This is a genomic window from Flavobacterium rarum (SeqCode) (assembly GCF_965234445.1).
GTDB lineage: Bacteria > Bacteroidota > Bacteroidia > Flavobacteriales > Flavobacteriaceae > Flavobacterium > Flavobacterium rarum.
The window spans coordinates 391,619-416,360 of the sequence record NZ_OZ248501.1 but is presented as its reverse complement, the minus strand read 5'-3'; the positions used below and the strand labels follow the sequence as shown (position 1 = coordinate 416,360).

Annotated in this window: 21 protein-coding genes and 3 pseudogenes; 21 read left to right on the top strand and 3 right to left on the bottom strand. The window is 35.7% G+C overall.

The window, feature by feature from the left end:
• Both AC8GF4_RS12480 and AC8GF4_RS12475 read left to right on the top strand, forming a co-directional pair.
• A partial coding sequence (locus AC8GF4_RS12480; protein ID WP_506595061.1) for a transposase occupies window positions 1–219 on the top strand: 219 nt, incomplete at its 5' end.
• Window positions 220–253: 34 nt separating this feature from the next.
• Window positions 254–3,172: pseudogene (locus AC8GF4_RS12475) on the top strand (helicase-like domain-containing protein); the annotation flags it as partial.
• Window positions 3,173–3,194: 22 nt separating this feature from the next.
• Here the strand turns inward: AC8GF4_RS12475 and mobC are convergent.
• The 3 genes from mobC to mobA are packed head-to-tail and all read right to left on the bottom strand — an operon-like array spanning window position 3,195 to window position 6,970.
• Window positions 3,195–5,222, bottom strand: a complete 2,028-nt coding sequence (gene mobC, locus AC8GF4_RS12470) for a conjugal transfer protein MobC (protein WP_506595060.1) — start codon at window positions 5,220–5,222, stop codon at window positions 3,195–3,197.
• Window positions 5,223–5,232: 10 nt separating this feature from the next.
• Entirely contained in the window at window positions 5,233–6,531 is a 1,299-nt protein-coding gene (mobB, locus tag AC8GF4_RS12465) for a conjugal transfer protein MobB (RefSeq protein ID WP_506595075.1), read from the bottom strand.
• Between the two features lies 1 nt (window position 6,532).
• Window positions 6,533–6,970, bottom strand: a complete 438-nt coding sequence (gene mobA, locus AC8GF4_RS12460) for a conjugal transfer protein MobA (RefSeq protein WP_506595059.1) — start codon at window positions 6,968–6,970, stop codon at window positions 6,533–6,535.
• A gap of 670 nt (window positions 6,971–7,640) precedes the next feature.
• On the opposite strand from mobA, the gene AC8GF4_RS12455 reads away from it, so the two are divergent.
• The 19 genes and pseudogenes from AC8GF4_RS12455 to AC8GF4_RS12365 all read left to right on the top strand — a co-directional run bounded on the left by AC8GF4_RS12455 (window position 7,641) and on the right by AC8GF4_RS12365 (window position 24,536).
• Complete coding sequence (locus AC8GF4_RS12455) at window positions 7,641–8,408, top strand: ParA family protein (protein ID WP_506595057.1); 768 nt, start codon at window positions 7,641–7,643, stop codon at window positions 8,406–8,408.
• Window positions 8,409–8,420: 12 nt separating this feature from the next.
• The gene (locus AC8GF4_RS12450; RefSeq protein ID WP_506595055.1) at window positions 8,421–8,825 is read left to right on the top strand and encodes a DUF3408 domain-containing protein; all 405 of its coding nucleotides are present in this window, start codon (window positions 8,421–8,423) and stop codon (window positions 8,823–8,825) included.
• A 3-nt stretch (window positions 8,826–8,828) separates the two neighbouring features.
• On the top strand, window positions 8,829–9,464 hold the full coding sequence (locus AC8GF4_RS12445) for a conjugal transfer protein TraD (RefSeq protein WP_506595053.1): 636 nt from the start codon (window positions 8,829–8,831) through the stop codon (window positions 9,462–9,464).
• 313 nt (window positions 9,465–9,777) lie between these two features.
• A pseudogene (locus AC8GF4_RS12440) lies at window positions 9,778–10,002 on the top strand (plasmid mobilization protein); the annotation flags it as partial.
• Between the two features lie 140 nt (window positions 10,003–10,142).
• The gene (locus tag AC8GF4_RS12435) at window positions 10,143–10,796 is read left to right on the top strand and encodes a hypothetical protein (protein ID WP_506595051.1); all 654 of its coding nucleotides are present in this window, start codon (window positions 10,143–10,145) and stop codon (window positions 10,794–10,796) included.
• Window positions 10,793–12,907, top strand: a complete 2,115-nt coding sequence (locus AC8GF4_RS12430; RefSeq protein WP_506595050.1) for a hypothetical protein — start codon at window positions 10,793–10,795, stop codon at window positions 12,905–12,907. Before AC8GF4_RS12435 ends, AC8GF4_RS12430 begins: the two co-directional genes overlap by 4 nt.
• Window positions 12,908–12,927: 20 nt before the next feature.
• On the top strand, window positions 12,928–14,598 hold the full coding sequence (locus AC8GF4_RS12425; RefSeq protein ID WP_506595049.1) for a hypothetical protein: 1,671 nt from the start codon (window positions 12,928–12,930) through the stop codon (window positions 14,596–14,598).
• 484 nt (window positions 14,599–15,082) lie between these two features.
• Window positions 15,083–15,388, top strand: coding sequence for a DUF4134 domain-containing protein (locus AC8GF4_RS12420; protein ID WP_506595048.1), 306 nt, complete (start codon window positions 15,083–15,085; stop codon window positions 15,386–15,388).
• A gap of 10 nt (window positions 15,389–15,398) precedes the next feature.
• The gene (locus AC8GF4_RS12415; RefSeq protein ID WP_506595047.1) at window positions 15,399–15,728 is read left to right on the top strand and encodes a DUF4133 domain-containing protein; all 330 of its coding nucleotides are present in this window, start codon (window positions 15,399–15,401) and stop codon (window positions 15,726–15,728) included.
• Window positions 15,725–18,226 (top strand): TraG family conjugative transposon ATPase, encoded by a 2,502-nt coding sequence (locus AC8GF4_RS12410; protein WP_506595046.1) that lies wholly within the window; start codon window positions 15,725–15,727, stop codon window positions 18,224–18,226. The genes AC8GF4_RS12415 and AC8GF4_RS12410 overlap by 4 nt, the downstream gene beginning before the upstream one ends.
• Before the next feature lie 26 nt (window positions 18,227–18,252).
• On the top strand, window positions 18,253–18,882 hold the full coding sequence (locus AC8GF4_RS12405) for a DUF4141 domain-containing protein (RefSeq protein WP_506595045.1): 630 nt from the start codon (window positions 18,253–18,255) through the stop codon (window positions 18,880–18,882).
• An 11-nt stretch (window positions 18,883–18,893) separates the two neighbouring features.
• Window positions 18,894–19,898 (top strand): conjugative transposon protein TraJ, encoded by a 1,005-nt coding sequence (traJ, locus tag AC8GF4_RS12400; protein ID WP_506595044.1) that lies wholly within the window; start codon window positions 18,894–18,896, stop codon window positions 19,896–19,898.
• A 21-nt stretch (window positions 19,899–19,919) separates the two neighbouring features.
• On the top strand, window positions 19,920–20,543 hold the full coding sequence (gene traK / locus AC8GF4_RS12395; protein ID WP_506595043.1) for a conjugative transposon protein TraK: 624 nt from the start codon (window positions 19,920–19,922) through the stop codon (window positions 20,541–20,543).
• 14 nt (window positions 20,544–20,557) lie between these two features.
• Complete coding sequence (locus AC8GF4_RS12390; protein ID WP_506595041.1) at window positions 20,558–20,824, top strand: hypothetical protein; 267 nt, start codon at window positions 20,558–20,560, stop codon at window positions 20,822–20,824.
• Window positions 20,825–20,861: 37 nt separating this feature from the next.
• On the top strand, window positions 20,862–22,163 hold the full coding sequence (gene traM / locus AC8GF4_RS12385; RefSeq protein ID WP_506595039.1) for a conjugative transposon protein TraM: 1,302 nt from the start codon (window positions 20,862–20,864) through the stop codon (window positions 22,161–22,163).
• Between the two features lie 28 nt (window positions 22,164–22,191).
• The gene (traN, locus tag AC8GF4_RS12380) at window positions 22,192–23,085 is read left to right on the top strand and encodes a conjugative transposon protein TraN (protein ID WP_506595037.1); all 894 of its coding nucleotides are present in this window, start codon (window positions 22,192–22,194) and stop codon (window positions 23,083–23,085) included.
• A 44-nt stretch (window positions 23,086–23,129) separates the two neighbouring features.
• Window positions 23,130–23,666, top strand: a complete 537-nt coding sequence (locus AC8GF4_RS12375) for a conjugal transfer protein TraO (protein WP_506595036.1) — start codon at window positions 23,130–23,132, stop codon at window positions 23,664–23,666.
• Window positions 23,667–23,676: 10 nt separating this feature from the next.
• A pseudogene (locus AC8GF4_RS12370) lies at window positions 23,677–24,135 on the top strand (DUF3872 domain-containing protein).
• Window positions 24,136–24,266: 131 nt separating this feature from the next.
• A complete protein-coding gene (locus AC8GF4_RS12365; RefSeq protein ID WP_506595034.1) occupies window positions 24,267–24,536 on the top strand; it encodes a molybdenum ABC transporter permease in 270 nt (89 codons plus the stop codon).
• Window positions 24,537–24,742 lie beyond the last annotated feature (206 nt).

The following is a 24,742-nucleotide window of genomic DNA, read 5'->3' as shown; positions in this document are numbered from 1 at the left end:
ATAGAACGAGCTTTGTCATTGGAATTAAGACCAATCAATACTTTTATAAAGACGATTTATGCACATTACAATGGAATAATCAAATCAATCACAACAGGGATAACTAATGCCGTTTCAGAAGGACTAAACAGCGTGATGCAATTAGCCAGATCTAGGGCAAGAGGCTATCGAAATTCGGAAAACTTCATTGCTATGATATATTATCTTGGAAACGTATAAAAGATGTACCCACTAGTTTAGGCGAAGAGCCACGGAAAAGTATGCTGTAAAATCCCAAAGTCGCACCTTTGAAGGGATTACGCTGCTTAAACACGCACTGGTTAATACCACGCCTGACATTACCAAAAAAGTAATGTTAGGCGATCAGGAAGTGAAAGTTAGGGATATGGAAGCAATCCAAATGGCTAATACCAAGATTGATGAAATCCGCAAAGCATTTTCTGAATGGCTCTATGCCCAGAACGATGAATTTAAGAACCGCCTGACTGATAAATACAACGAGACCTTTAATTGTTTTGTCCGTCCACAATATAACGGTAGCCATCAAGGCTTTCCCGGACTAGACAGAAGAGCATTGGGAATAGAAGACCTGTATTCCAGCCAAAAGGATGCGGTATGGATGATCAAACTAAATAGGGGAGCCATTTGTGACCACGAGGTGGGTGCAGGAAAAACACTTATTATGTGTACGGCTGCTCAGGAAATGAAACGTTTGGGATTGGCACATAAACCGATGATTATAGGGCTAAAAGCCAATGTACATGAAATTGCAGAAACCTACCGTACAGCTTATCCCCATGCTAAAATATTGTATCCAGGTAAAGAAGATTTCACACCTCAAAAACGCCTGCGTATTTTCGGGGATATTAAAAACAATGATTGGGATTGTATTATCCTGACACACGACCAGTTCGGGATGATTCCGCAGTTACCCGAAATGCAAAAGGAGATTTTGCAAACAGAATTAAATAGTGTTAAAGAAAACCTCTCAGTGCTTGAATCCCAAGGAAAAGAAGTATCACGTGCTATGCTTAAAGGAGTTATTGTTCGAAAACAAAACTTAGAAGTCAAACTCAGAACACTTGAACATGACATTGAAAATCGTAAAGATGATGTTGTGGATTTCAAAATGATGGGCATCGACCATTTACTGGTAGATGAAAGCCACCGTTTTAAAAACCTCATGTTCAATACCCGCCATGACCGTGTCGCTGGTTTGGGCAATATGACGGGTAGCCAAAAGGCATTGAACCTGCTATTTGCCATTCGCACCATTCAGGAGCGAAGCGGAAAAGATTTAGGAGCTACTTTTCTTTCTGGAACTACTATTAGTAATTCGCTTACTGAATTGTATCTTTTGTTCAAATACCTGCGTCCACAAGCATTAGAGAAACAAGGCATCAATTGTTTCGATGCTTGGGCTGCTATCTATGCACGTAAGACTACCGATTATGAATTCTCGGTTGCTAACAATATTGTGCAAAAAGAACGCTTCCGATATTTTATAAAAGTACCGGAACTGGCTCAGTTTTACTCAGAGATTACGGATTACCGCACGGCAAAAGATATTGGTATTGATCGTCCGAAAAAGAATGAAATACTGCATAATATTCCACCAACCCCGCAGCAGGAAGTATTTATAAAAAATCTGATGGAGTTTGCCAAAACGGGGGATGCGACACTATTGGGAAGATCAAAATTGTCTGACTCCGAAGAAAAAGCAAAGATGCTAATTGCTACCGATTATGCCCGCAAGATGTCGTTAGACATGCGGATGATAAGTCAGAAATACGACGACCATCCGGATAGCAAGGCTTCTCATTGTGCGGCAAAGGTGGCGGAATATTACTATCGTTTTAATGCCCAAAAAGGAACCCAGTTTGTATTCTCCGACTTAGGCACCTACAAACCGGCTGAGTGGAATGTCTATTCGGAAATCAAGCGAAAGCTGGTTGAGGATCACGGACTTCCGGCACATGAAATACGTTTTATCCAAGAGGCAAAAACTGATAAGATGCGCAGGGAATTCATTAGCTCGATGAACGAAGGAAAAATCAGGATATTATTCGGATCAACCGATATGCTAGGAACAGGTGTCAATGCCCAGAAGCGTGCAGTTGCTGTACATCATTTGGATACGCCATGGCGACCGAGTGATTTAGCTCAAAGGGATGGTAGAGCCATTCGTAAAGGCAATGAGATTGCCAAATTTTTTGCAGAAAACAAAGTGGATGTGATTATCTATGCAGTTGAAAAATCTTTAGACAGCTACAAATTTAACCTGTTGCACAATAAACAATTATTTATTGATCAGCTCAAAAACAATAGTCTTGGTAAGCGTACCATTGACGAAGGAGGTATGGATGAAAAATCAGGAATGAATTTCTCAGAATATGTCGCCATTCTTTCAGGAAATACCGATTTGCTGGAAAAAGCCAAACTGGAAAAAAAGATTACTTCCTTGGAAAGTGAAAGGCAGGCTTTCAACCGTTCCAAGTCTATGTCAAGATATAAACTGGAAAATAGTACGGCAACCCTTGAATCTGCAAAATCCCTGATGGAAAGAATGTCTATCGATTGGCAGAATATTGAAAAACGCCTCCGGGAAAATAAGGATAGTATTGTATTGAATCCTGTCAAGCTCATTGGATTATCGGAGGATGCAGATATAAAACAGATTGGTCAAAAGCTCAACCTGCTTGCTGATAAAGCGCGTACAGAAGGTCAGTATAATGAAATAGGCACATTGTATGGATTTACACTTTTGGTAAAAACAGAGGTTTCGCAAAAAGAAGGGGTTAATATTAGAGATAACCGATTCTTTATACAAGGAAAAGGTAATATCAAATATACCTATAACAACGGGCAGATGGCGACTGATCCTAAACTGGCATCGATGAACTTTTTAAATGCATTGGAGAAACTACCGGGATTGATAGGACAGGAACAGAAGAAGATAAGTGAAATTGAAAAAGATGTTCCTGTCCTTGAAGAAATAGTAAACAGCGTATGGACTAAAGAGAATACTCTGGGGGAATTAAAAAACGAATTGGCAGCAATGGATCGAAAAATTCAATTATCAATTGCTTCTGAACAACAAGTCCAGAATCCCGAACAAAAGCAACAAGAGGATAAAGTGTCACAACCTCTTCAGAAAGTGAAAATCTCCTGATTGCAGCTCTGAAAAGTTGTGTTTATTTAGGAGTATTACTTTTTTTATCAACCGCCTTTGGTACCAAATGTTGCAAGTCTGGGTCGTTTTTAATTCGCTTAAGTTCATCCGACACTATTGCAATAATATCTAGTTTGATTTGTTTATAATTAGCTTCAATTTCAGCTTTCATCCTATCTTCTCCCTGCTCATTTATAAAAGAAAGTATCTCCGGGATTTTATGATACATTTTGGTTTCAGTATCTACTTTTTCATTATCTACGACAATCTCCGCATGAAAAATCTTTTGTTCGATACGCTCATTAAAGTTATCGGAAACAGCTCCTACAAACATTCCCTGAGTCAGGGTAGAGATTTTGGAAGCAGGTATAAGGCTTTCTAATTGCGTAGAAATGGAAGTTGATTTGTCGTTACGATTTATGGTCAAACTTTGACGTCGCTGCAATATTTTACCAAAGCGTTCCGAAAGACTTTTAGCAGTTTCACCTACAACCTGCCCGCTAAAAATATTTCCCACAGTATTTTGAATTACTTTACTCTCCTTATCTCCATAATCTCTTGTCAATTGCGAATAATCCTGAAATCCCAAACATACTGCTACCTTATTGCTTCTTGCAGTGGCAATCAGATTGTCCAGACCGCGAAAATATATGGTTGGTAGCTCATCTATGATTACCGAACTTTTGAGCTGTCCTTTTTTATTGATTAGTTTTACAATTCTGGAATTGTACAATCCCAAAGCAGCTGAATAAATATTTTGCCTATCAGGATTATTGCCCACACAGAGGATTTTAGGGGCTGCGGGATTATTAATATCCAGCGAAAAATCATCACCTGTCATCACCCAGTACAACTGTGGCGAAATCATCCTTGACAAAGGAATTTTAGCAGAAGCAATCTGACCCTGCAACTGATCCTGAGCGCCGCCCTGCCATGCATCCATAAATGGGGAAAGATAGTTTTCTAATTCGGAATAGGTAGTCAGGATGGTAAAGACGTCTGCGTATTTTTTGTTTAGCAGTTCAATCGCATGAGGAAAAGTACAATACTTTCCATTATCATAAATCTTCAAAAACCAAATGATGGCCGCCAAAAGGATAATTGGGCTTTCGACGAAAAAATCACCCTGCTTCTGTATCCAAGAGCGGTTCAGGTTCAGCATGATGGTATATGCTGATTCATAGGCATCGGAGATGTCGGTCATGAAATCGGGATTTATAGGATTGCATCGATGGCTTCTTCTGGGGTCATCAAAATTGATTACGTAAAACTTTGGTTTGACTTTGTATTTGTCGGCATGTTTCAATAGATGGTTGTAAGCAATGGTGGAAAGATCATCAAACTTGAAATCATAGATGTACATCGAAAAGCCTTTCTCGATTTGTTGTTTAATGTAATTGTTTACAATGGCATAGGATTTACCGGAGCCGGGTGTACCTAGTACAATAGTCGCGCGGAAAGGATTTACAATATTAATCCAGCCATTATGCTGTTTTTTTTGATACCAGAATTTGGTTGGCAGATTGACAGAATACTCGTTTTGCATCAATTGGGTTTCCTGCATGAAACTTTCATTCTCAGTGTTAAAGACGTCATCCATGAGGTTGTTTTTGAGTAACCTGCTCATCCATACACCAGCCATCAGCAGTGAAATATACCCAAAACTCAAGGTAAAAATATATAAGAACGTAGCCATTTCAGTAGGCAGACGAAGTAATGGCGTATTGAGAAAGAAAAGAAGGAAGCCTATCGTGAGCGCTATATAGATTTTGCTCCAGGTAATCTTTTCGTTTTTCACACCTTTACTGCCTAAACAACTTAATCCCAAAAGAACCAAAGTAAATAGTTTCGTATACATTGTATGGGAAAATAGACCAGCCGTTCGCTGGAAGTTATTCAATATTTTATCAATGATAGCTAATGTCCACTGTTCTTCTTTGAAGAACCCATAACAAAACCAATAGGAGTGCATCAATACTAATAAAATACTCACGGCACGCATAAACTCCATAATCTTGGCTAATCCTCTTAAGTCATCTTCTCCCTGCATAATTCTTGTTTTAAGTAGTATTTCTTCTCTTCTTATTTTTCTTCAAGCGGTCAGCAAATTCCTGTCCCTCATAATCTACTCCCTGAGCATCTGGTAATAACCCGCCGAAACATTCTATAATGCTATGTCCATCGTCAACTTGCACAGGACCTTGATTACTTAGGAAATCAAATAAATCGTGAGGTTTGTCAGCTGGTAAACTTTCGGATACTGTTTTTGTCAAAATTGTTTCTGTATCCTTTGTGTTTTTGACCTCCGGTTGAAGCCCGTTATTCCACCAATCATTGAATACATTGGCTGAGAGTCCTTTTCCCAGACGCGAACCATTCCATACTGTTTTGGAATTGTGGTCAATAAATGTAATTCCATAAATGCGTCCCGTATCATTTTTACGAATAATTACATTAATGCCTTTTTTAGTCAGTTGTTTTTTAAAGCCCTGTTCCTCAGTGGCCGATTTTAGGGTCATTTCAATTGTTTTTATAATTGAAAGTCTCGCATCACTTTCTTTAAGTGCGTCTTTTGACGCTGTAAAATGATTTTGGAGTGCTATGTATCCTGCACTTTTTCCAAAAAGAGATGCTTTAAACGGGTTACTTGATTTTTCTCCGTTTTCGTTCAGGGCTAAATAGACCAGACCTTGTTTGGGCTGCCCGTGCAGTTCTCCTTTTACCTCTTCTGCCGTAATATTAAAAAGAGACAGCAAAGCATTGTATTCGCCCAAAGTTTGAAACTGATAGTATTTGGGTAGATACCGAACGACCGAAGCGATCTGGCCTTTAATGTCATTGGTCATATAATTCACTGGGCGGAAAGCTTTCTCATTTTTTTTGTGCTTCTTCTTTGTTGCGCAGGCTAATCCGTATTTTCGCTCTAGTTCACGACATAAATTCATCGAACGTTTACGCTCATAACTATCCGAAATTTTTCTGCCTTGTTCGTCTATGCAAACCGAAACGATATGAATGTGGGTTCGCTCAATATCTGTATGCTTGAACACTACGAAAGGCTGTTCCCCGTATCCCATTTTTTGCATATACTCCTGTGCAATAGCATTAAATTTTTCATCACTGACATAGTCCTTTGGATCCGGGTTGAGGGAAATATGCAGTACCGTTTTCTCTGTTTTGCGATTTGCCAGCAAATAGGGCTCAAAAGAACGGAACATTTGAGCAACAGAAAAATGACCGTCAGCAGTTTCCAACATCTTATTTGTAAAGAGAATGGTTGCATTTTCTTTCTCTACTTTGAGTTGATTATAAGAAAGCGCACCAGTCAAATTTTGTCCTCTGCCAATTTTAGCCACCATATCAGTCGTTTTTTTTAAGATATTTTGTTTCAAATTCTCCTGTAAGCTTTATGATTTGCTGACATAATCCTGCCATTTCAGTCGTATGTTTTTCCAGTTTATAGAGATAAGCGGATGCTTTTTTCTGAGAAAAATTTCGATAAAGAAGCTTTACAATCTGGTTGTAATTCACTCCTATCGATCGGAACTGCCCATAAAAAGTGGTTAATCGCATATAGTAATCCATTGTAGCCTTGTCCACTTTGATAGTTTTAATGGTCTTCTGAAAGATACTGGCTGTGATAAAATGTGCTATTACATTCATTTCTGATTGCTCAAAAAGGGAAAGAAAGCGGGCGTTTTCTTCAGCGTTCAATGATATTGAATATCGAAATACGGCAGGATCCTTTTTAGGATTACGTCCAGATTTCTTTGATTGAATGTTATTATTTTCGTCCATAAAAATCCATTTATAATTTTATTAAACATCGACTTCGGAGGATGTTTTTCAGCTCTCAGCAGAGCAAGTTGTTTTGAGCAGCGGAATTCATTTCCAGCAGCTCAAAACACAACTTGCTCCTTTCTGGCGAAAGGAAAATCCGCCCTTCGGGACGGATTATAGTTAAGAGGGAAAAACGGCTTGAGGCCGTTCTAGTTGTCATCCACAAATTGATTTGATCTTTTCATCAATTCAACAGATTAAAGCCTTTACAAAGGAAAGTCCAGAATAAGTAACCATTGCAGTGTGTTGCACTGCCAAAGAGAGCCACTGAATGTCATTAGAGGCCACAGTTCAAGAAGCAAATTAATCAATGGCTTTATTTGCTGTACAGTTTTAGTGCAGGTAGTAAAAAATGGATTTTAACAGGGAAACAAAAGAGGTTTGCATACATAGAGTTTGGAGTAAAAGCATAAGGTTTTAAAAGTATAAAATTGCTAAAGCATTTTACTTTTTGCAAAACTTATCATTTGCTAAAGAATGTACCTGATAATGCTGAAAGGAACGCAAATAATTATACAGGTAAGTACCCAAATGGAAATGAAGAAATAACGGAATGAAGAAATATTGAGATACAGAATTATTCATTCTCGCAAAACAGAAAAAGAAAGCAACAATAAAATTTTGAATAATGGAAACAAGAAAGAAAACTTTAAAAATTAGCTTCTCTACTCAAAAAGGCGGAGTGGGAAAATCTACAATGACCACCTTGACGGCAAGTGTTCTTCACTACCGTTTAGGTTTTAATGTACTGGTAATGGATTGCGACTTTCCGCAGCACAGCCTAACCAATATGCGGGAACGTGATAAAAAGACTGTCATGCAGAGTGATTACCATAAAAAGGCTGCAATGAAGCAGTTTCAAACTATCAACAAAAAAGCATATCCTATTATCAAGTGCAAAGCTGAAAATGCTTTGGAAAGAGCATTGGAATATATGAGTCAATTGGCAGTTGAGCCAGATGTTATATTTTTTGACTTGCCGGGAACAGCTAATACAAAAGGGGTGTTGACCACATTGAGAGCAATGGATTTTATCTTTTCGCCAATCACTGCTGATCGTTTAGTGGTAGAAAGTACATTGAGCTTTACCAAAGCATTTCTCGGTCTTCCACAAACGGAAGAAGGCAACAAGGAACAAGCTATGTGGCTGTTTTGGAATCAAGTGGACGGCAGGGAAAAAACAGGTTTGTATGAAGCTTATCAGAGCGTCATCAAAGAACTCAATTTGCCCATAATGAAAACAAGGATAATGGATAGCAAGCGTTTCCGAAAGGAAACGGACGACACCAACAATTATGTATTTCGTTCAAGCCTAATGGCTGCCGAATTACAGCTAATGAAAGCGACCAAAATGGATCTGTTTATTGAGGAATTTTTAAAAATAATCCGTCTATAAAATCATAAAGCTATGAATACGGATACGACAAGAAAAGATTTTGAAAAGCCCAATGTTGACGAAGACTATCTTATGAATGTTATTGATGGTAATGAGTCAGGTATGCCACCAGAGAATAATCAGCAACAGGAAGTACCAAAGGAAACTAAGTCCAGAGAAAAAGTACGAAACAACACATCAAAGAAAGTGGACTATGAAGAAATATTTTTGGTCAATCGGTTTCCGTCAGGGCGTAACGGGAAAGTTGTCTATATACGTCCTGAATATCACGAAAGATTACTCCGCATTGTTCAATTAACAAGAGAAGAAAAGACAACCCTCTATTCCTACATTGACAATATTCTAGAACACCACTTTAGGGAATTTGGGGAGGATATTACCAATTATTTTAACGAACACTTTAAACCCATTTTATAAGCTATGGAAATGCTAATAGTGATTTGTCTGCTGATAATTATTGCTTTGTTGGTTCAGGATAAAATTGTTATCAAGAAAAGGACGGAGCAAAAACCAAGACATGAAAAACCTAACCCGAAACTGCCTGATATCATGGGGCAACCAAAACCCAGAAGAAGCCTTTTATTGCCAAACAGTGCCAACGAAAGCCAAAAGAAAAAACAGGAACAGGAATCGGATAATTTTGATATTGAAATCGACGGTGAAGAGGTCGATATACAAATTCCGCAGGAAGAACTAGATGAAGTTTTTGGAAATATGCCTGATTTTGAGGAAGAGGAAGAATGGAACAGGTACGGAATATCCAGTGGAGATGATAGTTTTGGTTTTGCTTCAGGGGTTACCTTTGAAGAACTAAGTACCGTGGGGATGTTGCTGCAAAAAGACATATTGGAGCCTTCTCAAAAGGAAACAGCGGTTGCGATTGTTCAGAAAATACAGGGAACCGAATTATTCAGCCTACTGGAAAATTCCATGGAAAGTGCTTCCCGTAAAATAGCCGAGCTATTGGACGGAAGCCTTTCTTCTGAAACTAATTCCGGTTCTTCCACTTTACGGAAAAATGATTGGGAGGATTTTGATATTGGGGAGTATTTGTGAATAAGTTGTAAATCAAATTAATTTGGTTCAATTTCTATCATGGTCACTTGATGGGACAAAGAATAAATATCCTTCTTCGTTCCATTTTTATTTGGGTTCGAACCTCATTTGTTGAATTGTGAAATTTTTGGCGAATATCGAACCAACCAAATCTCTAGATATCATCAAATCTTCCGTATCCCAGCATTTGTAAGGCTTTAGAAGGTTTTTAACTCCAACTTTAAATAAATCATTTAAATCTACCAGATTTTCATTTAAAGCAGATAATTTTAAATCCTGTCTATTTTTTTAATATCATAATAGTCTTTCATTTACACCCGAAGAATATGCAAAAATCAAAAGCAAATTAAGAGCTAGCACCTCCCGAAAATTAAGTGATCATATTCGAAAAAAAATATTCAATAAACCGATAGCAACCACTTATCGAAATCAATTTTTAAAAGATTTTATTACAGAAACAATTACGCTTACCAACGAGTTAAATTCTATTGGAAACAACATTATCCAAATTGCTAAAAAGATTAGTACACTAAAGTAAATTCTAGAATTTAGCGAACAGTTACTCCCTTTCAAATTTGAGAAGAGAATTGCTAACAAAATATTATTGATAACAATTTTTTAATAGATATACAAAAGGCAATTAAAATAGTAATTTAGTACATTATAAAAAGATCTTAAATGGATGAACAAAATAATGTAAGAATTTACAAAGACAGATTAAGAATATTTTTAATATTATACTTCTTTGCTGAAGATTATTCAGACTCTTCTCATCCAACTTATAAAAAACTTTTCAAAAGTGAAGTTAGAATTCAAAAAATAGATTTTTTATTAAGAAACCCAGATTATCTAGCATTTGAATTGCTAAACATTGCAAAAAAAGAAAGCGCAAAAAGTTTTGGAATAAAAAACATCGTAACAGATATTTTTAAGAGTAAGGAACCAACGATAAGACGGCTCGAAATGGAGAGATTCTTTTTTGGAGCTTATGAAGATATTGATGATGTTATTGGGTTTTTAAAAAGTATAGATTTTATAGACTTTTCCAGTAAAAAAAGTACAAATTTAAAAACAATTGAAAAGCATTATTTTATTACAAGTACAGCAATAAATAAGATGGATGATAATATTTCGGCACTTCCTTCTTTAAAATGGTATGTCGACAGATGCCTGTTAATAAAAGAATATTTTGGTGATTTAAGCGGCACTCAATTAAAAGTTGCTCAATATCAAGTTGAAGAATACAGAGATACGTCTTATAAAAATTATATTGGAAGTATTCAAGGTTTAGTAGTTGATGAATATAAAAAAATATACAACGAGCAATTATGAAATTTGATTTAAAAAAATTTACTCAAGAACTACAAACAGAATTTCAAGATTCATTATCTCCGAAGGAAGTAGAAGATCTTTTAGAAATTAATGAGCCCTATAATAAAGACAATCCTTTGTCCACTGGTAAAAGTCTTGAATTGAGCCATATTTCTTTCTTTGGTGAAAAATCAACAAGTGAAAATCAAGATTATTCAGGTAAAAGGATCGATTATCATCAAAACATCGAAACTGGTATTAATATTTGGATAGCAGATAACTTCAAGGGAAAATCAAGTGTTCTGAAAGTTATTAAATATGCACTTACAGGTAGAGATTCATTGAAGCCAAATATTAAAAAGTGGATTAAACATATTTTATTGAACTTCAGTATTAGCAATAAAGATTATACAATATATTTAAATATTGAAGGAAGATTAAAGGCACTTCTATTAAATGGAACAGTTAAAACATTAGCCGAATTAGAGGAATATAAAAATGAGCCTTTAATAAATACAAAAAGCGAATCTGAATATCAAATACAGATTCAAGATTTTTTCTTTAAACAGTTTTCTTATTATTCATTAAAATGGACACAAAAAAGCTCGGTAAAAGAAAGTAATGAATTATTGGAATCAAGTGCAAGTTGGAGTACGTATTTCAAATCCATTTTTCTTGAGTCAAAAGATTCAACCAGTTTTTTTGGTGGACAAGATAAAAAAGTATTTCAAATGTTGTTGGGTTTGGAGCTAACATATCCAATAAATCAATTAACAGTGAAAAAGGAAATGCTCAGCAATCATAAAGGCAAGCAACAACTATTTTCCGAAATGACTATTAAGAAACAATCAGGAAATAAAATTGAACTAGAAGATGAACTTGGCAAAATCAACAAATTAATAATTGAATTAAATCAAAAAAATTTAGAAAAAAGCAACATCAATGAACTTTATTCGCAGTACAATATAATACTACAAGAAATTGAAGCTGAAAATAGTAAATTATTAACAAATGAAAATGAAAATCAGTCTTTAAGAAAATCATTGTCTTCTTTTCAATCAAAACTTTCATATAATGAATCTGAGTTAAAAAGAATAAAAAATGAAATTGTCAAAAATGATAGAAAGACAACTGACTTAGAAGAATATTTAGACATTGGTATTTTCTTTTCTAATCTTGACATCAAACATTGTCCAAGTTGTAATCATACGGTTTCAGAAAATAAAAAAAAGATCAAATTAGAAGAACATAAATGTGCCTTGTGTAGTGAGGGAATTGAACATTCCGAAACTGATTTAGATAAAGAAATTTTTACTAATAAAATTGCAAACTTGAAAATCGCTGGTATTCAATTTGCCAAAGAAATAGAACTTTTAGATTCAGATAATGAAATTCAACAAAATATATATAATGAAATCCATTCTAAACTAAATAATCTCACAGAGCAGAAAGAAAGCTTTAAAAACACAACGTTACTTAACAAGCAATTAAAAGATATTGAAGGAATTATAAATATAGAAAAAGAAAAAATTAAACCTGATGATTCAGAGAAAGAAAAGTATATAGCCAATAAGGCAATTATAGAATATAAAATCTCTGAAATAGAAAATTTAGCAATTACTAATGATGTTATTAACTACGATAAACAAATTGAATTGCTAAGTAATGCAATAAGTAAACTAAATGTAATGCGATATGAATTAGGCAAAAATGTTCTAAAAAGATTAGAAGAATTGATGTTAAACGAAATTCATGAATTTGGCCTTAACTCTATCACTGAAATATATATTTCTGAGAAGTTTGATATTCAATATAAACAAGACGGAGATTTTATCTCATTTGATAATATTGCAGAAGGAGAACAATTAAGAACAAAGATCGCTTTCTATTTAAGCTTAATTCAATTAGATATTGAGTATAATTTTGGGCGACATACCAGATTTTTAATGATTGATAGTCCAAGTAAAGAAGAAGCAGATGCAAAATATTTAGATGGTTTATCAAATGTTCTTAAAAGCGTTCAAAATAGATTCGGAAATCAATTGCAAATATTGATTGGAACTGCCGAGAGAGGTTTTATTGATGTTATAGAGAATCAATATATTACACCACCAGAAACATATGTCTTTTAATGTGTAGCTCAATTAACTTATTGAATTTTAATTTTTTATCACTTTCAGAAAAATTTTATTTTTTTGATTGCGAAGTCAACGAGATAGTAGACTCATCTGAAAATATTGATTTTAATGTTCTTTTTAGCAAAATAATTCTAGATGATTCTGAAAACAGTAACATTAGAAAAAGGGCACTAGAAATATTTATAGAATGTGTTTTTTTAAAGAAAATAAAAACAAGGCAAGTATTAAATTTATTAGTAGATAACTGGAATAATAATTCTGATGTGTTCTTAAAATTACAACGCCTAAAGGATTTATTCTTTTTTTATGACCAAGAAAGTAGTGAAATAGAAACGATTTTTAAAGACCATTTAAAAGAAGAGGAAACAGAACTAATTTCAGAGGCATATTTTAATCTCGGCTTAATAAATATGCAAAAAGGTTTTTTATCTTTAACAAAAGATGAAACCTTAAGTTATCTAAAAGAAAGCGAGATTTTCTTTAGATTTTCAAATGAGTTTATTGAAAATAGAATTGATGCTCAATTTTATATAATTATAGTTTCATTATTGACCGATTCTATGAATAGTCTAAAAGGTAATTTTCAGCAAAGTTTAAAGATGGCTGCTAATATATTATTCAATAAAGAAGCTTTTTCAAATATTCACCCTAATAATCCATTTTATTTAGGATTTTATAGAGTGTTGAATTCGGTTTATTTAATAGAGCAAGAAAATCCCGAAAATTGGCTTGATTATAGAATTAGTTTGACTCAGCTCTACAACCAATATTCTGAAATTAATAACCAAACATTAAAAGAGAGATTAAATAGAAGTATTTTATCTTCAACTTTTACCTCGTTGGTTAGCAGCCAATTTATTGAACCATATTTTTCTTTAAATTTTAATTCTCAAATTTCTAAAATCGATACAAGACTTTTTGAATTAGATTCGAAAAGTGAGGAATTCATTTTTCTGAATTACCTCAAAGAGTCAGCAAGTAATCAAGATTCTAATAAGAAGGCTGCATCTGATTCAATAAGACAATCTCTTAAAAACTTATTTCCACAAAGAAGTTATACCAGCATAGATGAAACATTACTGAAAATAAAAAATGATAGAAGTACTTTGGATTTTTTAAATGTAATTGAAGAACTAAAAGCTCCTTCGATTAAAGAATTTACCGACAAACTAGTTAATGCATGTATAAAACTTCAAGGAAATAGAATATACCGAGGAAATTATTCAGAAGATGATAGAAATACTTTCATAGCTTCTATATTAGAAGCTAGCGATTACAACACAAAAGATCAAACGAGATGGAGTACATCAGCTGCTGGTAAATCGGCTGGAGAAATCGATATTTTTATATATGACAAGAAAGGTTCCCCATTTACAATTATTGAGGCTTTAAATTTAGATTCACTTAAAACTGATTACACAATACTTCATATAAATAAGATTTTTACATATGACACTTCTGGTCTTGAATGCAATTTTATTTTAGTCTATTCATCAGCTAAAAAATTTAGTGAATTTTGGACTAAATACACCAAGTTCATTTCCAAACATAAATATCCGTATCTATTTTTGTCATTTGAAGAGGTAAATGACTACCCATTTACTGATATCAGAATAGGAAAGGCTAAACATTTAAGAAATGGCAAGGAAGTATTATTATATCATATAGTAGTCGACCTTTTATAATTTATATTGTAAACCTAATTAGTTGTGTTGAATCATTTCCTTCTTCAATATATGCTTTGTGGAGAACCCCGAGCTATCAAGAATTCCAGTGCATTTTGCAACAGTTTCGATATCCCATTGATTATAATTCTGTCTATTATAATTAAGGATAGGATAAGATTTAGTTGAACCACCTGTATAACCTTCACCGACGCCAATAATAACCACATAAAGAAGTTAGATCGGATTAACTGATCGTCCAAAACTATTATATTTACTCCAATCATCTTTGTCTTTTGGCTAACCAGGAGATGAAACACGTTAACTACATAAATAACATAAATAATTAGGGACTAGGATATTAAAATGCTATTTGTAATCGCCACTCACTGCTAAGTAATTCCTCTCACTGCCACTTTGTTATAACATCCCTTTTTCCATTAGAAATTTGTCCCCGAAAGACCGTAAGGTGCGGGAAGACATAATAATTTAATGTATTTAAATCATGGAAAAACAAAGAAAAAAAGTCCTGTTGGTAACAGTGGTAATGTTTACAGGTTTCAGTGCGCTGGCACAAGGTAACGGTACGGCGGGTATCACCGAAGCTACTCAAATGGTTACGTCCTATTTCGATCCTGCTACCCAACTTATTTATGCTATTGGAGCTGTAGTTGGATTAATTGGAGGTGTTAAAGTGTATGGCAAATTCAGTTCAGGTGATCCTGATACAAGCAAGACGGCGGCAAGCTGGTTTGGTGCGTGTATCTTCTTGATTGTTGCAGCTACCATTCTTCGTTCCTTCTTCCTTTAAAATTGATTATATGAACAATTACAATATCAATAAAGGAATTGGAAGGACTGTCGAATTTAAAGGGCTCAAAGCGCAATACTTATTCATTTTTGCAGGCGGTCTGCTAGGTATTCTTGTCCTTGTAATGATTCTGTATATCATTGATATCAGCTCTTACATCTGTTTGGGACTGGGTACAGCTGGGGCATCATTTATTATCTGGCAGACCTTTTCTCTAAATAATAAGTATGGAGAACACGGACTCATGAAAGTGGGTGCACGAAAAAGACACCCCCGCTATATTCTATGCCGTAAGCAGATCAACCGTTATGTTTCATCAGTAAAAAACAAGCAGTTATGAGAAACACCTCCAAAGGCACCACATTGGAAAGTAAATTTCCTTTACTGGCAGTAGAAAATCATTGTATTCTTTCTAAAGATGCAGATATTACGGCTTGTTTTCAGGTACATCTGCCAGAGCTTTTTACAATAGCATCAGCGGAATATGAAGCAATACATTCAGCTTGGCACAAAGCAATCAAAACACTTCCGGATTTTACAGTGGTACATAAACAGGATTGGTTTATCAAAGAGGATTATGCTCCAAAAATGGATCAGGACGGACTGAGTTTTTTAGGAAAATCGTATCAGCAGCATTTCAACGAACGTCCTTTCCTAAATCATTACTGCTATCTTTTTTTAACCAAGACCACCAAGGAGCGAATGCGCACGCAAAGTAATTTCTCTTCATTGTGTAAAGGATCGTTAATACCCAAAGAAATTCGGGATAAAGAAACTATTCATCGTTTTATGGAGGCTGTGTCACAATTTGAAAGAATCCTGAACGATTCAGGATTTGTAAAATTGAATCGTCTAAGTGAAGAGGAAATCGTAGGGACAGATGAAAAACAGGGATTACTGGAGCAATACTTTACACTGTCAAAAGAGGCCGAAACCCCTATGCAGGACATCGCAATAGGAGCTGAAGAAGTACGTATTGGAAACAAAAGGTTGTGTTTGCACACCTTGTCCGATACAGATGATCTGCCGGGAACTGTGTCGGCTGACACTCGTTATGAAAAGCTGTCAACCGACCGAAGCGACTGCCGCTTGTCATTTGCTGCTCCAGTAGGATTGTTATTGAATTGCAACCACATTTACAACCAATACCTGTTTTTAGATAACAGTGATGAGAACCTAAGAAAGTTTGAAAAGTCTGCAAGGAATATGCATTCTCTGGCTCGCTATAGCCGTAGCAATCAGATAAATAAAGAGTGGATTGAGCGTTACCTGAACGAGGCGCATTCCTTCGGACTTTCTTCAATACGGGCTCATTTCAATGTAATGGCATGGTCTGATGACCCCAGTGAATTAAAACAACTCAAGAATGATACTGGTAGCGCATTGGCTTTAATGGAATGCAAACCAAGACATAACACTACAGATGTAGCGACCTTGTACTGGGCAGGTATTCCGGGAAATGCAGCAGATTTTCCGAGTGAAGAAAGTTTCTACACTTTTATTGAGCCTGCACTTTGCTTTTTTGCAGAAGAAACCAATTACCAGAATTCGCTATCTCCCTTTGGGATAAAAATGTCAGACCGCCTGACTGGAAATCCGATTCACTTGGATATTTCCGACCTGCCAATGAAAAAAGGAATTATTACCAATCGTAACAAATTCATATTAGGGCCATCAGGTTCAGGAAAATCATTCTTTACCAACCACATGGTACGGCAGTACTACGAACAAGGAGCTCATGTACTTTTGGTAGATACAGGTAATAGCTATCAGGGATTGTGCGAACTAATCAAAGGTAAAACCAAAGGCGAAGACGGCGTATATTTTACCTATACAGAGGATAATCCCATTGCCTTCAATCCTTTTTATACGGATGATGGTGTATTTGATATTGAAAAAAGGGAAAGTGTCAAAACACTGATTTTGACACTCTGGAAACGGGATGATGAACCGCCAACACGTTCGGAAGAAGTGGCATTGTCCAATGCTGTAAGCGGTTATATCGAAAGGATCAAACTGGAAAATGTCCAACCCTCATTCAATGGTTTCTATGATTATGTGCGTACCGATTACCGCAAGGTATTGGAAGAAAAGCAGGTCAGGGAAAAAGATTTTGACATTGCCAATTTTCTGAACGTCTTAGAACCTTACTACAAAGGTGGTGAGTACGATTACCTGCTCAACTCCGAAAAACAGCTTGACTTATTGTCCAAACGCTTTATTGTGTTTGAGATTGATGCTATTAAGGATCACAAAATCCTTTTCCCGATAGTAACCATCATCATTATGGAGGTATTCATCAACAAGATGCGAAGACTCAAAGGAATTCGAAAATTGATATTAATTGAAGAAGCATGGAAGGCGATTGCAAAAGAAGGAATGGCAGAATACATTAAATACCTTTTTAAAACTGTTCGTAAATTTTTTGGTGAAGCAATAGTGGTTACTCAGGAAGTGGATGATATCATTCAGTCACCGATTGTCAAAGAGAGTATCATCAATAATTCCGATTGTAAGATACTGCTGGATCAGCGTAAGTATATGAACAAGTTTGACGATATACAGGCAATGCTCGGTCTAACTGAAAAGGAAAAAGCACAGGTATTATCCATCAATATGAATAATGACCCTTCACGATTGTACAAAGAAGTCTGGATTGGACTCGGTGGAACTCATTCTGCTGTGTATGCAACTGAGGTAAGTCTTGAAGAGTATCTCGCTTATACTACCGAGGAAACTGAAAAGCTGGAAGTAATGCAACTCGCCCAAGAGTTAGATGGTAATGTAGAACAGGCCATTAAACGTATTGCAACCGAAAGAAGAGAAAAAGAAAAATAATTAGTAATTCTTAAATTTTTAAAACAATGAAAAAATTAATGCAATTGGTGTGTGTGGCTATGGTATTGGCCGTTGCACCGGCAAAAGCCCAATTTGTGGTTACAGATCCTGTTAATCTGGCACAAAGTATTCTTAATACAGCGCAGGAAATAGTACAGACCTCCTCCACAGTGTCTAATGTAATCAAAAACTTCAAGGAAGTAGAGAAAGTCTATAATCAAGGAAAAGAGTACTACGACAAATTAAAGGCGGTAAACAATCTGGTCAAAGATGCCCGTAAAGTTCAGCAGACGGTGTTATTGGTTGGCGATATTTCTGAAATGTATGTTTCCAATTTTAACAAGATGATAAACGATCCCAATTTCTCACCACAGGAACTAAATTCCATTGCCTTTGGCTATTCCAAACTGCTCAATGAAAGTTCGGAACTACTGAAAGAACTAAAACAGATTATAAACGCTTCGACTCTTTCACTCAATGATAAGGAACGTATGGAAATCATAGACAGGGTTTACAAAGAGGTAAAAGACTATCATAATCTGGTACGCTACTACACCAACAAAAATATCTCAGTGAGTTTTCTTAGAGCAAAAAAAAAAAATGATACCCAACGTGTATTACAACTCTACGGAACTGCTAATCAAAAATACTGGTAAACTGAACGCTTATGTTATTAGTTGAATTTAATAATCTTCATGAGGTATTACGATCCTTGTATGATGAAATGATACCTCTATCTGCTGATATGGCTGGTGTAGCTAAAGGTGTTGCCGGACTGGGTGCTCTTTTTTATGTGGCTGTAAAAGTTTGGCAAGCCCTTAGTCGTGCAGAACCGATTGATATGTATCCGCTATTGCGTCCATTTGCCGTTGGGCTCTGCATCATGTTCTTCCCCACGATTGTACTGGGAACCATCAATGGGGTTTTAAGTCCTATTGTAACTGGTACACACGGTATATTGGAAGGGCAGGTAATGGATCTGAATGTGCTGCAACAACAAAAGGATCTCTTGGAGCGCGAAGCCATGCTTCGAAACCCCGAAACAGCTTATCTGGCAACAAACGAGGCCTTTGATGAGAAATTGGAAGAACTAGGCTGGTCGCCTGAAGACCTGGCAACGATGTCAGGTATGTACATCGAACGGGGAATGTACCAATTGGAAAAGAGTATGAAAGATTCCTTTAGGGAATTATTGGAAATCTTGTTTCAGGCAGCAGCGCTAGTGGTTGATACTATTAGAACTTTTTTTCTTATTGTTCTTTCCATATTGGGACCTATTGCTTTTGCCATTTCAGTCTGGGATGGTTTTCAATCCACATTGACACAGTGGCTCACGCGTTATGTAAGTGTGTATCTGTGGCTGCCCGTTGCCGATCTGTTCAGTTCGATGCTGGCTAAAATACAATCACTCATTCTGGAAAAGGATATTGAAAGTCTTTCAGACCCAAACTTCATTCCCGACAGTTCCAATACGGTGTATATCATTTTTATGATTATAGGAATCATTGGCTATTTCACCATTCCAACAGTAACAGGATGGATAATCCAGGCAGGTGGTATTGGTAATTTTAACCGTAATGTAAATCAGACGGCTCAAAAAGCAGGAAATATTGCGGGTGCAGGTGCAGGTTCCGCAGTGGGAAATATTGGCGGACAGCTCCTAAAGAAATAATTAACCTTAAAAATCAAAACAATGGAATTTAAGACCCTTCGAAATATAGAAAATAGTTTTAAGCAAATCAGGCTCTTTACTTTAGTATTTATCCTATTGTGCGCTGGAATCACTGGATATTCTCTTTGGAAATCCTACTCCTTCGCTGAAAAGCAAAGAGAGAAAGTATATGTGCTGGATAATGGCAAGTCTTTAATGCTCGCCCTTTCACAGGATGCTTCTATAAACAGACCTGTAGAAGCCCGTGAACATGTACGTCGTTTTCACGAACTCTTTTTTACACTGGCACCAGATAAGAATGCTATCGATAGTAATATGAAAAGGGCATTTAATCTGGCTGATAAAAGTGCTTTTGATTACTACAAAGACCTTTCAGAAAAAGGATATTATAACCGTATCATTTCAGGTAATGTACAGCAGCGTATTGAAGTGGATAGCGTGCAATGCAGCTTTGATCATTATCCGTATGTAGTAAAAACCTATGCTAAACAGTTTATCATACGTTCGAGTAATGTAACTCAAAGAAGCTTGATAACATCCTGTTTTCTGCTTAATTCGGTCCGTTCGGACAACAATCCCCAAGGGTTTAATATCGAAAAATTCAGTGTGCTTGAAAACAAGGACATAGAGATTATCGAACGCTAAATAATGTTGTAGAAATGAAAAATATAAGAACATCTATAAGCAATTGGGAGGAGCGATTAGAAGATCGCTGGGTTGCAACCTCACGAAAAAGTCAAAGGAAAATTATCCTGCATTGCTTTATTGTATATATCCTGATCAATTCAGTTGCAATTGTTCAGGTATGGTATGAAGTACATAAATCGAAGAAGGATATTCAAATGGAACATATAAGTCCGCTTCCAAAAAACAAAGTGCCTGTTGTAGTTCCGTTCAATAAAATAATTAACAATTTTAAAACCTAAGGTTATGAAAGAAAATGAAAAAAAGAAGCCTGATGTATTGATTACAGAAAGTAATCATCAATCAAACCCCAAGGTGATAAATGACAATTCCAGTACCAGAATGGAGCGTTTTAAAAAACCGCTTATCTTCTCACTACTGGGGATCGTTTTTTTAGGATGTATGTACTTGATTTTTGCTCCATCTTCCTCCGATAAGGTTAAAAAAGAAGATTTTGGGCTTAATGAAAATGTTCCACAGGCTAGTGATAAAGGCATGCAATCCGACAAGCAAAAAGCCTATGAGGAGGAAATTTTAAAACAAAAAGAGCAGGAAAAACAAACGGCACTTACATCACTTTCTGATTATTGGAATGCTGATGGTCATGCTTCAAAAACTTCTGATACTTTGAAAGGTGGAGAAGAAATGATAAACAATTCCGGTCATCCTACACAAACAAAAACAAACCCAGCACTAACGAGTTACCGTAATGTCCAAAGTACAATAGATGGATTTTATCAGGATAACAACAGTGAAAACAGTAGTCTTCGTAAAGAGTTGGAAGACTTAAAAAAACAATTGGCAGTTAAAGAATCTGCCCCTGCAAATCCAGTGGAAACACAATTAGCTTTAATGGAGAAATCCTATCAAATGGCATCGCGATATTTTCCAAAACCATCTCAGGACGATGCAGTCCAAAAGGAATCAACACTAAAAAGTGCGACCGCAAGCCCAAAGAAGCAATCTTTTGTTGCTTTTCTTCCTTTAAAAAAGGATGTAGTATCGGAATTGTACAGAGAACCAACTGATACCGAATTTTTAAAGAATTGGAAGGAAGAGAGAAACAGGAGATTCATTGATTCCGACACGATAAGTGAAGTCATTCAACCCAAAAACAGTATCCGCGCCTGCATACACGAAACACAGACAGTTACTTTGGAAAGCAACGTCCGTTTACGAATATTGGAAGATGCAACGACAAATGATAGAACAATTCCAAAAGGAACGCTATTAACAGCAATGGTTAAATTTAAAGAAGGACGCTTACACCTTCAGGTAATTTCTATGGAATTGGAAGGTAACATTATTCCAGTAGATATTAGTGTGTATGACCTAGACGGGCAACAGGGTCTATATGTGCCTTACTCTCCAGAGATGAGTGCATTAACAGAAATGGCTGCCAACATGGGTACTACTGCAGGAACGAATCTGATGCTCTCTTCTTCTGCTGGTCAGCAAATAGCGGCAGATATGAGTAAAGGGGTAATTCAAGGAATTTCAAGCTATTTTTCTAAGAAAGTTAAAACTCCCAAAATTGCACTAAAAGCAGATCATCAGTTATTTCTAGTGTCCAAAAAATAAATCAATAATCTCAAAAAATCAATACAACATGAAACAGTTTTTAAAATCAATCTTGGCTTTAACCTCACTTACAGGTTTTACCATTACCTCTTATGCTCAAGACAATAATAGTATTCCACTCGCATTAGGAAAAATAAATCCTTACCAAATGGAAGTTACTTATAACAAAACCTCCCATCTAATTTTCCCTTCTGCTATCCGCTATGTGGATTTGGGAAGTAACTATCTGATCGCTGGTAAAGCGGAAGATGCTGGAAATGTATTGCGTATAAAAGCAGCCGTCCGCGATTTTGAGGCTGAAACAAATTTTTCGGTGATTACTGATGATGGTCGTTTCTACAACTTCAACGTCTTATATGATTCTTGTCCTAGTACCTTGAATTATGACTTGTTAAAAATGCAGAAATCTACAGAAGAGGAAAACGCAAACGATGTCCTCTTTGAAGAACTGGGTAGCAGTTCGCCAACCCTAACTGGATTGCTTCTTGAAACAATTTATAAAAAAGATAAAAGGATTGTTAAGCATATTGGCTCAAAGAGTTTTGGCATTGAATTTTTATTGAAAGGGATTTATATCCATAATGGCAAATACTATTTCCATACACAGCTACGCAATGACAGTAACGTTCCATTTCAGATTGATTTTGTGAATTTCAAGGTAGTGGATAAAAAAGTAGCCAAACGTACAGTTTCGCAGGAAAGAGTATTGAAACCTCTAAGAATATACAAGCCGTTGGATACTATCATTGAAAATGGAACGGAGCAGAATGTCTTTCTGTTAGATCAGTTTACCATAGGGGATGACAAAATACTTCGGATCGAAATTTTCGAAAAAAACGGTGGCAGGCATCAGGTATTACAGGTAGAAAATAGTGATTTGATAAATGCAAAGCTTGTCAATAATATGCTTTTAAAAATATAGCAATTCAAATAAAACAGTCAATGAAAAAATATCTATTTGCAGTGATGTTTGTATTAACAAGCATCACTATTGTACAGGGACAGCGAATGCTACCCAAACAAAAAGGGTTGGAAATAAATACAGGAACCTTATCCGCTGATAGCTCCGCTCAGAATCATTACCTCAACATAGGTTTGATTATAAATGGCAGAAACGGCAATTACAGATTATGGTCACTGGAATATACAAAACAATATTCAGAATATAAAGAACTGAGAATACCGCAGGAAACCTATAGTATTGAAATGGGTTACAGTTTCTGTCTGTTGGGCGATAGAAATAAAACTATTTCCTTGAATACAGCTATCACCGGGGGTATCGGTTATGAAACGATTAATCGTGGAAATAATTTACTATATGATGGAGCAAAGATTCTAAATGAAGAAAACTTTATCTATGGCGCGGGAGGAAGATTATCCCTAGAAACCTATTTATCCGATCATTTTGTATTACTGGTTCAAGCAAGAGCAAAAGTATTTTGGAGATCATCGCTGGAACAGCTTCGACCGTCTGCAGGTGTGGGTTTACGATATAACTTTTAAAACAGAAATTATGAAGCCATTAATCAATTATAACAGTATCCTTTTTAGAGTACATTTTAAATGTAAATGGGCGTTCCTTTTTGCAATAGTGAGTGGATGCCTGTTTTCTTCGTGTGATAAAGATAATTTGGAAATCAAAAAAGATTTTCCATTTGAAGTTAGTGTAATGCCGATTCCTAAGGAAATTGCCAACGGTAATACCATTGAAATAAGGCTTGCGATTCAAAGAACTGATAAATATAGCGGCACTCAGTATTTTATCCGCTATTTCCAGTATGATGGTCTGGGTCTGCTGAGATAATACCACCAGCACGCTTATCTTCCCAATTATTTATATCCATTAACAGCTGAGCAATTCCGATTGTATTATACATCACAATCCACTGTGACACAATCTTTCACTATTTGGATTTCTGATAACTTTGGTAATGAGAAGCAATTGAGTTTTGAGTTAAACAGTAGTAATTAATAATATCCATGATTCTATTAACCTGCTGTATGCCAGCAGGTTTTTTTTGTATGTCATTTGTTCTACATATTTTTGTTAATTTAACTCTTTTTTATTTTACTATTAAATTGTAACTCTTAAACATATAAAACATGGATTATACATTGCTTATTATGGGAGTTCTGGCATTGTCAGTAGGACTTTTTTTACGGTATTGGATCAATAAACGGCAGTTCAATAGGCGTAACTTTGCAGGTGTTGAAGGCTTTACAAGCTATGAAAAATCAGTACTGATTCGTTTTTTGGAACGAATCGGTCGTTGGCTTGCTTTTATATTCATTATTGCTGGACTGGTATTCTTGTGGGGTTTTTCTAAAGGAAAAAAGAAAATGGAAGAGGTTGCAATCCAAGACCTGAATTAAGAAAATGGATAGTATATTATAAGGTTTCTTTGTTACTTTCTTTTTCGATGTACTCACGAAAGAAAGTAATAAAATAGACAAGTCCAAAGCGAGCTTCTTTTGCTTCTTATCTTTGGCCGCCATATAGAAGAAAGAAAAGAAGTCTGCAGAATTTATCAATTGGGGATGTGTATCCCTAACGCAAACTACACAACCTCTTTGGAAAA

Excerpts from the sequence above, each read along its gene's own strand:
- AC8GF4_RS12430 (WP_506595050.1), top strand. The coding sequence starts at position 10,793 with ATGAAATTTGATTTAAAAAAATTTACTCAAGAACTACAAACAGAATTT.
- AC8GF4_RS12375 (WP_506595036.1), top strand. The coding sequence starts at position 23,130 with ATGTTTGTATTAACAAGCATCACTATTGTACAGGGACAGCGAATGCTA.
- mobB (WP_506595075.1), bottom strand. The coding sequence starts at position 6,531 with ATGGTGGCTAAAATTGGCAGAGGACAAAATTTGACTGGTGCGCTTTCT.
- AC8GF4_RS12450 (WP_506595055.1), top strand. The coding sequence starts at position 8,421 with ATGAATACGGATACGACAAGAAAAGATTTTGAAAAGCCCAATGTTGAC.
- mobA (WP_506595059.1), bottom strand. The coding sequence starts at position 6,970 with ATGGACGAAAATAATAACATTCAATCAAAGAAATCTGGACGTAATCCT.
- AC8GF4_RS12410 (WP_506595046.1), top strand. The coding sequence starts at position 15,725 with ATGAGAAACACCTCCAAAGGCACCACATTGGAAAGTAAATTTCCTTTA.
- AC8GF4_RS12390 (WP_506595041.1), top strand. The coding sequence starts at position 20,558 with ATGAAAAATATAAGAACATCTATAAGCAATTGGGAGGAGCGATTAGAA.
- AC8GF4_RS12365 (WP_506595034.1), top strand. The coding sequence starts at position 24,267 with ATGGATTATACATTGCTTATTATGGGAGTTCTGGCATTGTCAGTAGGA.
- AC8GF4_RS12455 (WP_506595057.1), top strand. The coding sequence starts at position 7,641 with ATGGAAACAAGAAAGAAAACTTTAAAAATTAGCTTCTCTACTCAAAAA.
- AC8GF4_RS12420 (WP_506595048.1), top strand. The coding sequence starts at position 15,083 with ATGGAAAAACAAAGAAAAAAAGTCCTGTTGGTAACAGTGGTAATGTTT.
- traK (WP_506595043.1), top strand. The coding sequence starts at position 19,920 with ATGGAATTTAAGACCCTTCGAAATATAGAAAATAGTTTTAAGCAAATC.
- mobC (WP_506595060.1), bottom strand. The coding sequence starts at position 5,222 with ATGCAGGGAGAAGATGACTTAAGAGGATTAGCCAAGATTATGGAGTTT.
- AC8GF4_RS12405 (WP_506595045.1), top strand. The coding sequence starts at position 18,253 with ATGAAAAAATTAATGCAATTGGTGTGTGTGGCTATGGTATTGGCCGTT.
- traJ (WP_506595044.1), top strand. The coding sequence starts at position 18,894 with ATGTTATTAGTTGAATTTAATAATCTTCATGAGGTATTACGATCCTTG.
- AC8GF4_RS12445 (WP_506595053.1), top strand. The coding sequence starts at position 8,829 with ATGGAAATGCTAATAGTGATTTGTCTGCTGATAATTATTGCTTTGTTG.
- AC8GF4_RS12415 (WP_506595047.1), top strand. The coding sequence starts at position 15,399 with ATGAACAATTACAATATCAATAAAGGAATTGGAAGGACTGTCGAATTT.
- traN (WP_506595037.1), top strand. The coding sequence starts at position 22,192 with ATGAAACAGTTTTTAAAATCAATCTTGGCTTTAACCTCACTTACAGGT.
- AC8GF4_RS12435 (WP_506595051.1), top strand. The coding sequence starts at position 10,143 with ATGGATGAACAAAATAATGTAAGAATTTACAAAGACAGATTAAGAATA.